The 11,304-nt window shown below is 72.9% G+C and carries 12 protein-coding genes and 1 pseudogene; 3 read left to right on the top strand and 10 right to left on the bottom strand.

The window, feature by feature from the left end; genetic code table 11:
- Positions 1-678: apolipoprotein N-acyltransferase (gene lnt, locus EF903_RS07415; protein WP_125542109.1), on the top strand; the 678-nt coding region annotated here is incomplete at its 5' end.
- On the opposite strand, the gene EF903_RS07410 is transcribed toward lnt, so the two are convergent.
- Positions 623-1,528 carry a Gfo/Idh/MocA family protein gene (locus EF903_RS07410; protein ID WP_125542107.1) on the bottom strand — a complete coding sequence of 302 codons (906 nt, stop codon included), beginning with the start codon at positions 1,526-1,528 and terminating at the stop codon, positions 623-625. The genes lnt and EF903_RS07410 overlap by 56 nt on opposite strands.
- A 94-nt stretch (positions 1,529-1,622) precedes the next feature.
- Here EF903_RS07410 and EF903_RS07405 point away from each other — a divergent pair, with 94 nt between their 5' ends.
- Positions 1,623-2,147, top strand: a complete 525-nt coding sequence (locus EF903_RS07405; RefSeq protein WP_125542105.1) for a DinB family protein — start codon at positions 1,623-1,625, stop codon at positions 2,145-2,147.
- Between the two features lie 183 nt (positions 2,148-2,330).
- Entirely contained in the window at positions 2,331-2,879 is a 549-nt protein-coding gene (locus tag EF903_RS07400) for a hypothetical protein (RefSeq protein WP_260614931.1), read from the top strand.
- A 116-nt stretch (positions 2,880-2,995) separates the two neighbouring features.
- Here EF903_RS07400 and EF903_RS07395 read toward each other — a convergent pair whose 3' ends face one another.
- The 9 genes and pseudogenes from EF903_RS07395 to EF903_RS07355 all read right to left on the bottom strand — a co-directional run bounded on the left by EF903_RS07395 (position 2,996) and on the right by EF903_RS07355 (position 11,076).
- Entirely contained in the window at positions 2,996-3,511 is a 516-nt protein-coding gene (locus EF903_RS07395) for a hypothetical protein (protein WP_125542102.1), read from the bottom strand.
- A 179-nt stretch (positions 3,512-3,690) separates the two neighbouring features.
- The gene (locus EF903_RS07390; protein ID WP_125542115.1) at positions 3,691-4,359 is read right to left on the bottom strand and encodes a uracil-DNA glycosylase; all 669 of its coding nucleotides are present in this window, start codon (positions 4,357-4,359) and stop codon (positions 3,691-3,693) included.
- 143 nt (positions 4,360-4,502) lie between these two features.
- Positions 4,503-6,089: an ABC transporter substrate-binding protein gene (locus tag EF903_RS07385; RefSeq protein ID WP_125542100.1), complete on the bottom strand. Its 1,587-nt coding sequence runs from the start codon at positions 6,087-6,089 to the stop codon at positions 4,503-4,505.
- A 152-nt stretch (positions 6,090-6,241) separates the two neighbouring features.
- Positions 6,242-7,003, bottom strand: coding sequence for an SDR family oxidoreductase (locus tag EF903_RS07380; RefSeq protein ID WP_125542098.1), 762 nt, complete (start codon positions 7,001-7,003; stop codon positions 6,242-6,244).
- Positions 7,004-7,043: 40 nt separating this feature from the next.
- Positions 7,044-7,805: a 3-oxoacyl-ACP reductase FabG gene (fabG, locus tag EF903_RS07375; protein WP_125542096.1), complete on the bottom strand. Its 762-nt coding sequence runs from the start codon at positions 7,803-7,805 to the stop codon at positions 7,044-7,046.
- Between the two features lie 142 nt (positions 7,806-7,947).
- Positions 7,948-8,331 (bottom strand): DUF3037 domain-containing protein, encoded by a 384-nt coding sequence (locus EF903_RS07370; protein WP_114056608.1) that lies wholly within the window; start codon positions 8,329-8,331, stop codon positions 7,948-7,950.
- Positions 8,328-9,221 (bottom strand): HipA family kinase, encoded by an 894-nt coding sequence (locus EF903_RS07365; protein ID WP_125542094.1) that lies wholly within the window; start codon positions 9,219-9,221, stop codon positions 8,328-8,330. The genes EF903_RS07370 and EF903_RS07365 overlap by 4 nt, the downstream gene beginning before the upstream one ends.
- Positions 9,175-9,618 (bottom strand): annotated as a pseudogene (locus EF903_RS36055) (respiratory nitrate reductase subunit gamma); the annotation flags it as partial. The pseudogene EF903_RS36055 and the gene EF903_RS07365, both read right to left, overlap by 47 nt.
- 174 nt (positions 9,619-9,792) lie before the next feature.
- The gene (locus tag EF903_RS07355) at positions 9,793-11,076 is read right to left on the bottom strand and encodes an MFS transporter (protein WP_125542093.1); all 1,284 of its coding nucleotides are present in this window, start codon (positions 11,074-11,076) and stop codon (positions 9,793-9,795) included.
- Between the last annotated feature and the right edge of the window lie 228 nt (positions 11,077-11,304).

Here is an 11,304-nt window from a genome sequence, read left to right as displayed (position 1 = left end):
GCCGGAGGGGGCGGCGGGGAGGGCATCTTCAAGAGCTCCGTGCTCGTCGGCCCCGGCGGCCCCACCGGCGACCGGTACGACAAGATGCGCCTGGTCCCCTTCGGGGAGTACGTACCGGCCCGGTCCGTCCTCGGCTGGGCAACCTCGGTCGGCAGGGCGGCGGGCGAGGACCGCCGGCGCGGAGCGGCACCGGTGGTGATGGAGCTGCCGGACGGTGCCGGGGTGCGCATCGGCCCGCTGGTGTGCTTCGAGTCGGCGTTCCCCGACATGGGCCGGCACCTGGTGCGCGAGGGGGCCGGCCTGCTGGTCGCCCAGTCGGCCACGTCCACCTTCCAGGAGAGCTGGGCGCCCGCGCAGCACGCCTCGCTCGCCGCGCTGCGGGCCGCGGAGACCGGCCGCCCCGTCGTGCACGCCACGCTCACCGGGATCAGCGCGGTGCACGGCCCGTCGGGGGAGCCGGTCGGCCCGCGGCTGCCGGTCTCCGCGAGCACGGCCGAGGTGTACGAGATCCCGCTCGCCCGGGGCACGACGGCCTACGTCCGCTTCGGCGACTGGGCCGTGGCCGCGTCCGTGCTGCTGCTGGCCGGCTGCGGGGCGGGCGCCGGAGTGCGGGCGCTGCGGCTCAGGCGGCCTGCTCCTGGACCGAGCGCACCACCCGCTCGCACAGCTCGTGGGTGAGCAGCGCGTCCCGGGCGCTGAGCACCTTCCCGGCGGCCACTGCTTCGAGGAACGCGTCGACGGCCTGCTCGATGCCGCGCTGGCGGGCGACCGGCACCCAGTCGCCGCGCCGGCGCACCGTCGGCTGGCCGCGGTGGTCGATGACCTCGGCGAGGTTGACGACCTGGCGCTTGGTGTCCTGCCCGGACACCTCCAGGACCTCCTCCGGCGATCCGGAGCGGCGGTTCATGATCCCGAGGGCGGTGAAGGCGGGGCCGGACATGTGCAGGACGAGGTGGTGGACCAGCCCGTCGCGCACGTGGGCGCGCACGTCGAGGCGGTCGGTCTCGCCGGGTGCGAGGAAGCGCAGGGTGTCGACGACGTGGATGAAGTCGTCGAGGACGAGGGTCCGCGGGTCTTCGGGGAGCCCCACCCGGTTCTTCTGCATGACGATCAGCTCGCGCGGGTGGTCGGCGCACTGCACGTAGCCGGGGGCGTGGCGGCGGTTGAAGCCGACGGCGAGGCCCACGCCCCGCGCCTCGGCGAGCTCGACGAGCCGCCGGGACTCCGCGAGCTCGTAGGCGAGCGGCTTGTCCACGTACGTCGGTACGCCGGCCTCCAGCAGCCGGCCGACGATCTCCGGATGGGCGGAGGTCGGCGCGTGCACGAACGCCGCGTCGAGGCCCTCGGCCAGCAGCCCGTCGAGCCCGGTGTGGCGCTGCGCGGCGGGGATGCGGTGCGTCTCGCCGACGAGCTCCAGGGTGGCGGGGGTCCTGGTCTGGAGGTGCAGTTCCAGACCGGGGCGGGCGGAGAGGACGGGCAGGTACGCCTTCCTGGCGATGTCGCCGAGTCCGATGACGCCGACCTTCACCGTGCACCTCCGTGTCGTGCAGTGTCCTGGCGTGTGCGATCCCCCGCAGCTTAATCGCTGGTGGAGCGGCTCGCGTTGGCCCAGGATGGCCGCCATGACGACGACTTCCGGATCCTCCCGCACCGAGCCCTCCACCCGCGCCGCCGAACGCGAGATGCTGGAGGGCTGGCTGGACTACCACCGCGCGACCCTCGCCTGGAAGTGCGAGGGCCTCACCGAGGAGGACCTGCACAGGACGCCCCTCCTGCCGTCCGAGCTGTCCCTGATGGGCCTGGTGCGGCACATGGCGGAGGTCGAGCGGTACTGGTTCCGGGAGATCATGCTCGGTGAGGACCTGCCCGAGCTCTACGTCACCCGCGAGGACCGGGACGGGGACTTCCACTTCACGGCGGAGGACACCTGGGCGGATGCGGAGCGGGTGTGGCGCACGGAGGTGGAGGAGGCCCGCAAGGCCGCCGCGGGCCGCTCCCTGGACCTGGTGTCGAAGGCCGACAGCCACCACCGTGGCGAGGTGTTCAGCCTGCGCTGGGTCTACATGCACATGATCGAGGAGTACGCGCGCCACAACGGGCACGCGGACCTGCTGCGCGAGCACCTCGACGGCGCCACCGGCGAGTGACGTCCGGCGCCCGGCGCCCTGGCCGGACGTCGTGCGGGGGCCGGCAACGCGGCGAGGTGCCGTGCCGGCATTCCGGGCACGCGTGTCCGACTGGCGGTGTCCGGCTGACGTCCGTCACCCGTGCGGGGTCAATTCCGGCTCCCGGTTTTCACAACGGGGTCCCCACACAGCAGAGTTGCGCGGGTGCATCCAACCCGAACCACGACGAAACTGCTGCTGTCGGTGGCCTGCGCCGTCTCGGCCGTGTCCGGCTGTATGAACGTCACCCCCGCCCCGATGCAGCCCGCCGGCGCCCCCGGGAGCGCCGGTACGCCGCCCCGGCACGAGCCGACCGGCCCGTCGGACCCCGTGGAGGTCCGGGCGCCCGCGCTGGAGGCGCTCACGGCGGGCCCGGAGCAGCCGGCGCACGCGACGTCCTCCGCCACCGGCTCCGGTCCGGCTTTGCCGGCCGCGGCCGAGCCGGCCGGGGCCTCCGCGGGGGCGCCTCCCGGAGGGGCCGCGCCGCCCGTCCCGGACATTGCGGAGCCCCTGCCGCCCGGCCGGGACGGCAGCCCCGACCGGGCCGGGAAGGGGCCGCTTGAGCGCGCGGAGCCGAAGGCGCGGGTACCGCGCGAGGTGGCGGAGCGGCTTCCGGTCCGGCCGGAGGACGTGTGCGCGTTCGGCCGCAAGCACGGCAAGTGGTCGGCGGACAGCCCGGAGGCGCGGATCTGCGGAGGCGTCGAAGGAGGCTGAGGGCGGCCGCGGGCGGCTGAGGGCGCCCGGCCCGCGCCACGGGCCGTACCGGGGGCCCGGCGGACCGGAAAGCCCGGGAGGGGCGCCGACGGGCTGTCCGCGGCCCGTGCGGGCGCTCAGGGGTGCTGTTCGGGGAACGGCAGGGGCCCCTGGCCCGGTTCCCCCGCCAGCCGCCGCTCCAGGCGCCGGATGGCGGACCGTACGCCGGCCCCGTAGCCGTCGTCGGGCAGCGCCCGGGCGGTTGCCCTGGCCCGTTCCAGGTGGAGCCGGGCCTCGGCGGTGCGCTGGAGTTTGGCGTAGTCGGCGGCCAGGCTCAGGTGCAGTGAGGGGTAGAACACGCGGACGGCCGGCGGCGGGGGCCCTTGCCGGGGGCGCGGCCCCTCCCGCAGCGCGTCGGCGGCGGTCAGGGCGCGCAGGTCCCAGGCCAGCTCGTCGGCCGGGTCGTCCTGCGCGTCGGCCAGGTAGTGGGCGAGCGTGCAGCGGTGCAGGCCGTCGCCTTCCTCGCCCAGCTCGGTCCACAGGTCGCGGAGCCGGTTGCGGGCCTCCTCGCGGTCCCCGGCGTGCAGCAGGATGACCGCCTGGCCGATCCGGGTCATGACGGCGTCCTCCGACGCCTCCTGCTGCTCGGTCACCGCGGCCTCCGGCTTGCTCGCCCCACCGGACCTGCTCCGGTCCGACCGTCCCGACGCTAGACCGTCTCCCCGGGATCCTGCCTGACCCACGCCGCCCGGCGCGGGCCCGACCGGCGGGACCGGGTGGGGACGGGCCCGGCCGGAGGCACCGGCCAGGGGGCCGAGGGGCGGTTCGGAGGTCAGCCGAGGTTCGGGATCCGCCAGTCGATCGGCTCGTGGCCCTGCGCGGCGACGGCCTCGTTGATCTGGGTGAAGGGGCGGGAGCCGAAGAACTTCTTCGCGGACAGCGGGGACGGGTGGGCGCCCTTGACCACGACGTGCCGCTCCTGGTCGATCAGCGGGAGCTTCTTCTGGGCGTAGGCGCCCCACAGGACGAAGACGGCCGGGTCGGGCCGGTCGGCGACGGCGCGGATCACCGCGTCGGTGAACTTCTCCCAGCCCTTGCCCTTGTGCGAGTTGGGCTCGCCCTCGCGGACGGTCAGCACCGCGTTCAGCAGGAGGACGCCCTGCTCGGCCCACGGCATCAGGTAGCCGTTGTCGGGGACGGGGAGGTCGAGCTCCGCCTGCATCTCCTTGTAGATGTTGCGCAGGGAGGGCGGCGTCTTGACGCCGGGCAGGACGGAGAAGCACAGGCCGTGCCCCTGGCCGGCGCCGTGGTACGGGTCCTGGCCCAGGACCAGCACCTTCACCTTCTCGAAGGGAGTGGCCTCCAGCGCCGCGAAGACCTGCTCGCGGGGCGGGTAGACCGGCCCGTTCGCCCGCTCCTCCTCGACGAACTCGGTGAGCTCCTTGAAGTAGGGCTGGTCCAGCTCCCCGCCGAGGACGGGGAGCCAGGACTCGGGCAGCATCTGGGTCACGGCGACAACCTCCGGTAGTACAAGTACGCGCAACGCGTGCAACGTCCCCGAACCTACCGGCAGCCACTGACAGTGCCTCACCCGCAGGGGGTCACCGGGTCCGGTGCGGTCCCGGGGCGCCCCTGCGGGGCGGATCACCAGCTGGTCTTGCGGTACAGCTCCCACATCTGGAAGACGGTCTGCGGGTCCAGCGCGCGCTCGGCGCCCGCGATGTCCTCCCGCGCGGCCACGTACAGCTTGCCCTGCCACAGGGGCAGCAGGCGGACGTCCTCGGCGAAGATCTGCTGGGCCTGCTCGAACTGCGGGATGCCGGCCGCGCGGTCGCCCTCGCGGCGGGACTTCGGCAGCAGGTCGGTGAGGATCTGCGCCGGCTCGTACGGGGTGCCGACCGCGTTCTCCTTGCCGACGAACGGCGCGATGAAGTTGTCCGGGTCCGGGAAGTCGGGGAACCAGCCTCGGCCGAAGACGGGGTACTGGCCGCTCTTGTAGCCCTCCTGGAAGGCCTTCCAGGGCTGGCCGCGCAGGGTGACCTTGAACAGGCCGCTCTCGTCGAGCTGGCGCTTGATCTCGGTGAACTCGTCCGCGGTGGAGGCGCCGTAGCGGTCGGTGGTGTACCAGAAGGTCAGCTCGACGGGCTGGGTGATGCCGGCGTCCTTGAGGATCTTCTTGGCCTTGGGGATGTCGGCCTGGCCGTACTTGTCGTAGAAGGGCGTCTTGTGGCCCACGACACCCTTGGGAACCATCGAGTACAGCGGCTCGGCGGTGCCCTGGTAGACCTTGGAGACGAGCGTGCCGCGGTCGATGACCTGGGCGATCGCCTGGCGGACGGCCGGCTTGGCGACGTTCGGGTCGTCCTTGGGGTTGAAGACCAGGTAGCGGATCTCGGAACCGACGTTCTCGACGACCTGGACGCCCTGCGAGTGGGCGGCGGGGTCCTGGAGCTCACGGATTTGCGCGGCGGAGAGGCCTCGGTAGGTGGCGTCGATCTCCTTGGCCTTGAGGGCCGAGATCATCTGGCCGGCGTCCGCGAAGTAGCGGATGGTGACCCCGTCGTTGCGGCGGTTCGCGAAGCCGTTGTAGGAGGCGTTCCCGGTCAGGACGGCCTCGCTGCCCTCCTTGTACGACTCCAGGACGTACGGGCCGGAGCCGGTGACCTTGCCGTCCTCGCGGATCTTGTCCGCGGGGTACGCGCCGGGGGCGACCAGCGAGGCGGCGGGCGAGCCGAGGACGAAGGGGAAGGTGGCGTCCGGGGTCTTCAGGTGGAAGACGACCGTCTGCGCGTCGGGGGTCTCGATCCGGTCGAGGCTGCCGAAGAGGTCCTTGGGGCCGACCTTGGAGCCGATGGTCCGGATCCGGTCGAGGGAGTGCTTGACGGCCTTCGCGTCGAGCGCCTCGCCGTTGGAGAACTTCAGGCCCTTGCGCAGGGTGCAGCGGTAGGACTCGTTCGCGGAGTCGGTGAACTCGCAGTTCTGCGCGGCGTCCGGCTGGGGCTTGGCGGAGCCCGTGGGGAACGCCAGGAGGGTCTGGTAGACGTTGCGGTAGAGCTCCCAGGAGCCGTCCCAGGCCGCGGCGGGATCGAGGGTGGTGGGGGCGCTCGTCGTGCCGACGGTGATCTTCTTTTCGGCGTCTTTGCTGTCGTCCGAAAGCAGACCGCATCCGGCGAGCAGGGATATGGACGCAAGGGCCGCAGTGATCTGCAGGCTTCTGGTCCGGTTGAACACGTGCACGCTCCTCGATCAGCCAGGGGTGCGGCAGACCCTACCGCAGTGCGGCACAAATCCAATGGGCAGGTTTAGTGTGCCGCTTGACCGATTTAGGACCCGTTCGATACGTATTTGCCTCCCGTCAGGAGGCAAATACGTCCGATTATCGGTCAGTGAACTCCGGCATTGAGGAACATTCCCCCGTCGACGACCAGTGTTTGACCAGTGATCCATTCCGCTTGCGCAGACGTGAGGAAAGCCGCAGCTCCACCGATGTCGGCCGGAACGCCCAGCCGCCCCAGCGGGTAGGCGGCCGCGGCCTCCGCCTCCCGGTCCTCGTAGAGCGCCTGCGCGAACCTGGTCTTGACCACGGCGGGCGCGATCGCGTTGACGCGGACGCCCGGCGCCATCTCGTGCGCGAGCTGCAGCGTCAGGTTGATCATGGCCGCCTTGCTCATCCCGTACGCCCCGATGAAGGGCGAGGCCGAGACGCCGGCGATGGACGCGATGTTCACGATCGCGCCGCCGTGCTCCTTCTGCCAGGCGTGCCAGGTGCGCTGGGCGAAGCCGAGCGCCGAGACGACGTTCGTCTCGAAGACCTTCCGCGCGACTCCCAGGTCGAGGTCCGCGATCGGGCCGAAGACGGGATTGGTGCCCGCGTTGTTGACCAGGAAGTCGACGCGCCCGAACGCCTCCATCGTGCGCTCGACCGCGACGGCCTGGTGGGCCTCGTCGTGTGCCTTTCCGGCCACGCCGATCACCCGGTCCGCCCCGAGCGCCTCGACGGCCTCCTTCAGCGCCTCCTCGTTGCGGCCCGTGATGCACACCCGGTCGCCCCGGGCCACGAGCGCCTCGGCGATGCCGCGGCCGATGCCCCGGCTCCCGCCGGTGATCAGCGCGACCTTGCCGCTGTCCGTTCCCTCGTACGCCATCGCCTCTCCCCTGCCTCTCTCCGCCTGCCCGCCGCCGCCGTCAGCCGAGCGGGCCGCCGGCCACGTACAGGACCTGGCCGGAAACGAAGCCCGCGGCGTCTCCCGTGAAGAAGGCGATCGCGTGGGCGACGTCCTCCGGGCGCCCGACGCGCTGGACGGGGATCTGGGTGGCGGCCGCCGCCTGGAAGTCCTCGAAGCCCATGCCGACGCGGGCGGCCGTCTGGGCGGTCATGTCGGTGGCGATGAAGCCGGGCGCGACCGCGTTCGCGGTGATGCCGAACTTGCCGAGCTCGATGGCGAGGGTCTTGGTCAGGCCCTGGAGGCCGGCCTTGGCGGCCGAGTAGTTGGCCTGGCCCCGGTTGCCGAGCGCCGAACTGCTGGAGAGGTTGACGATGCGGCCGAACTTCGCGTCGACCATGTGCTTCTGACAGGCCCTCGACATCAGGAACGCGCCGCGCAGGTGCACGTTCATGACGGTGTCCCAGTCGCCCTCGCTCATCTTGAACAGCAGGTTGTCGCGCAGCACGCCCGCGTTGTTGACCAGGATGGTCGGCGCCCCGAGCGTGCTCGCGACGCGCTCGACCGCCGCCTCGACCTGCGCGGCGTCCGAGACGTCGCAGCCGACGGCGACGGCCTTGCCGCCGGCCGCGGTGACGGCCTCGACGGCGTCCTTGCAGGCGGCCTCGTCGAGGTCGAGTACGGCGACCGCACGGCCCTCGGCGGCCAGGCGCACGGCGGTGGCCGCGCCGATGCCCCGGGCCGCCCCGGTCACGATCGCGACGCGCTGCTCGGTGGTGGACATGCTGGATCTCCTCGCCCTTGGAATCCTCTGGGCGGTTGCCCGTCGGTGAGCAACCGCTTAGTAGCCTCAGCTGAGGAGACGCTAGGAGCCCCGGCACCCGGTGTCAACGGCGCCGGGCCCGGGGCCCGACCGAACGTCCGGATCAGCGCACGAGCAGGTCGAGCAGGCGTTCCACCTCGGCCTCCGGATCCGCCGTCAGGCCCGTGTGCACCGGCCCCGGCTGCACCACGGTGCTGCGCGGCGCGATCAGCCACCGGAATCGGCGCCCCGCATCGTCGCCGGCAGCCTGGCCGGCCCGCTCGCCGCCGCTGCACACGCCCTCGACGCCGCGCAGGGCAGCCCGTACGCCGGTCACGTCGGCTCCGGGGTCCAGCGCGAGGAGCTTGGACTCGTCGAGGTGGGTGCGGGCGGCGACGTACGACCGCGCCCGGCAGTAGACGATCACCCCGGCGTTGAAGCACTCGCCGCGCTCCATCCGGGGCACCACGCGCACCAGCGCGTATTCGAAGACGTCCCGCTCGGTCACTTGTCGCCGCTCTTCCGCTCGATGCCGTCCTGCCCGTCCTGCCGGCCGCTGCGGCCCTCGGCCCCGCCGGCCTTGTGGGGCCATTCCGGCAGGTGGTCCGTCAGCCAGCCCGGCGGCTTCTGCGGCGCCTTCACCTCGGGCACCATCGAGATCCGCTCGTGGATGGAGGCCGCGCGCGGCAGCAGCGCCTCCACGTAGGCACGGCGCACGGCGTCGGCCGAGTCGAAGCCCGGTTCGCCGACGAGCCATTCGTCGGGCACGTCGGCGGCGACCTCGGTCAGCAGCTCCTCGGTGACCAGCGGGGCGAGTTCGGCGGCGGCCGCCGCGATGTCCGGCTCCACCGGGGCGAGCGCGTGGTCGGAGGCGTTGTACGGCTTGTCCGCGGCCGCGGCGGCGGTGGGCCAGTTGTGGTGCCAGATCATGGTGGCGCCGTGGTCGATGAGCCACAGGTCGCCGTGCCACACCAGCATGTTGGGGTTGCGCCAGGACCGGTCCACGTTGTTGACGAGGGCGTCGAACCAGACGACACGCCCCGCCTCGACGGGGTCGACCCGGTAGGCGAGCGGGTCGAAGCCGATCGAGCCCGGCAGGTAGTCCATGCCGAGGTTGAGCCCGCCGCTGGCCTTCAGCAGCTCCTGCACCTCCTGGTCGGGCTCGCCGAGCCCGATGACGGGGTCGAGCTGCATCTGCACCAGCTGCGGCACGCGGAGCCCGAGCCGCTGCGCGAGCCGCCCGCAGACGACCTCGGCGACCAGCGTCTTGCGCCCCTGTCCGGCCCCGGTGAACTTCATGACGTACGTACCGAGATCGTCGGCCTCGACGATCCCGGGGAGCGAGCCGCCTTCACGCAGGGGCGTGACATAGCGGGTCGCTACGACCTCTTGCAACACTTTCCCGGGCCACCCATCTCTTCGGCTTCGACATCCGGGGACCGCTCGCGCAGACCGTCGGCGGTACGGCGCCCTTGCTGCGGCCTCCGGCATGAAGTGAGCATAGTAACCGAGAGTGATCACAGGCAGGGACGACGACGACCCCTCCCCCCTGCACAGGACCGCCCGCCTGTGACCCGGTGCGCTCCCGGCCCCGGCGCGGGGCGCGGATGCCCAGGCGGACGTCGCGGCTGCGGTAGACGATGCAGGGGCGGGTCAGGTGGCCAATCGGCGCGGTCAGCATGTGCACGAGCCGGGTGAACGGCCAGGCCGCGAACAGCAGCAGGGCGCTGATCGCGTGCAGTTGGAACAGCAGCGGGGCTCCGGTCATCAGGGCCGGGTCGGGCCGGAGGAAGAAGAGGGAGCGGAACCACGGGGAGACGGTCTCGCGGTAGTCGTATCCCCCGCCGGTTGTGTTCGCCGCGACCGTGGCGCGACTCTACGGCCGGCAGCGACCCGGGGGGCGTCAAGCCACACGGCGGACCGTCCGCGTCTCGTCGACCGCTCGGTCCGCCGTTCTCGGCGCGTGTCCTCACACCGTGGTGTGCGCGGTGCGGCGGCTGCGCCCGCGGCCGGTCCGCGGAGCCCGGCCACCGCCCTGGACGGCGGCGCGGATGCCGGTGAGGGTGTAGGCCAGCGCCGCCGCGGCCACGAGCGCGAGCAGTGCGAGACCGGCCGCGTACGTTCCGTACTCCCCGTACAGGGAGCCCATCACCAGCGGGGGGAGGAAGCCGCCGAGGCCGCCCGCCGCGCCGACCACGCCGGTGACGGAGCCCACCTGGTGGGCCGGAGTCAGCAGGGCCACCAGGGCGAAGGCCGCCCCGCTGCCCGCGCCGAGCGCGGCCGCCATCGCCAGGAAGGCGATCGTGCCGAGGGGGGCCAGGGGCGGGGTGGACGACTGGACGACCGCCCCGGCGACGACGGCGGCCAGCGAGCCGGCCAGCACCTTGACCGGTCCCAGCCGGTCGGACAGCCAGCCGCCGACCGGGCGCATCGCCACCGCGAGCAGGACGAAGCCGGCCATGCGGTTGGCGGCGTCGGCCTGGGTGAGGCCGTACCCGGTCTTGAGGTAGGTGGGGAGGCAGACCGAGAAGGCGACGTATCCGCCGAAGGTGACCGCGTACAGCGCGGACGCCTGCCAGGTGATGCCGAGGCGGGCGGTGGCGGCCAGACGGCGGGCCAGCGGCTCGGTGGGCACGGTGCGGCCGGGCGCGTCGCGCAGCAGGAGCGCGGCGGACACCGCGTACACGGCGAGCATCCCGGCGGTGATCAGGAAGGGGGTCGCCATGCTGCCCGCGTCGACCAGCTTCACCGTGGTCAGGGCGCTGATCGCGGTGCCGCCCATGCCGGCGCCGAAGATGCCGATGGCAAGGCCGCGCCGCTCGGGCGGGAACCACGCGCTGACCAGGGGCACCCCCACCGCGAAGGCGGTCCCGCCGATCCCGAGGCAGAACCCGCCGATCAGCAGCGCCGCGAGGGAGGAGTGTCCTGCCAGGCCGAGGTAGAGGACCGGCACGATGGTCACCGCCGACACGATCGGGAACATCACCCGTCCGCCGAACCGGTCGGTCAGCGCGCCCACCGGGATACGGCCCAGGGAGCCGACCACGACGGGCACGGCGACCAGGAGCGACTGCTCGAACGACGACAGGTCGAGGCTGTCCTTGAAGCGCGGGCCCAGGGGGCTCAGCAGTGCCCACGCCCAGAAGTTCACGGCGAAGCCGACCGTGGCCAGGGCCAGCATGAGCCAGGCACGCCCGGATGCCGAAGCACCCGACGGTGGGCTGTCGCCCTTCGACTCCAACGGCTGGACCATGTTGTCCGTCCCCTCCCTCTGCACAGTGGTACGGCGCCACCGGGATCACCGGGACGCGGGCGGACCCCTTGCCCGTCCGACGGCGCCCCCATGGCCACTGTCCGCGCCCGCGGCCGTCGGCGGGATGGGCCGTCAGTCCCGGTCGGTGGCCGTAACGGCCCCGCCCGGGGACCCGTGCGTCCCTCCGCCCGGTCCGCCCCGGGCCGTGCGGCCGTGCGCGGCCGCGGC

The sequence above is a fragment of the Streptomyces sp. WAC05292 genome (assembly GCF_003949955.1).
In the GTDB taxonomy this organism is placed as follows: Bacteria; Actinomycetota; Actinomycetes; order Streptomycetales; family Streptomycetaceae; genus Streptomyces; species Streptomyces globosus.
Note: the sequence above shows the minus strand (reverse complement) of the source record. Positions and strands in the feature narration are given on the sequence as shown.

Excerpts from the sequence above, each read along its gene's own strand:
- EF903_RS07390 (WP_125542115.1), bottom strand. The coding sequence starts at position 4,359 with ATGCTGCCCGAGTCCTGGCTCCCCGTCCTCGGCGGGGAGCTGGACCAG.
- EF903_RS07380 (WP_125542098.1), bottom strand. The coding sequence starts at position 7,003 with ATGGCGTACGAGGGAACGGACAGCGGCAAGGTCGCGCTGATCACCGGC.
- fabG (WP_125542096.1), bottom strand. The coding sequence starts at position 7,805 with ATGTCCACCACCGAGCAGCGCGTCGCGATCGTGACCGGGGCGGCCCGG.
- EF903_RS07405 (WP_125542105.1), top strand. The coding sequence starts at position 1,623 with ATGACGACGACTTCCGGATCCTCCCGCACCGAGCCCTCCACCCGCGCC.
- EF903_RS07355 (WP_125542093.1), bottom strand. The coding sequence starts at position 11,076 with ATGGTCCAGCCGTTGGAGTCGAAGGGCGACAGCCCACCGTCGGGTGCT.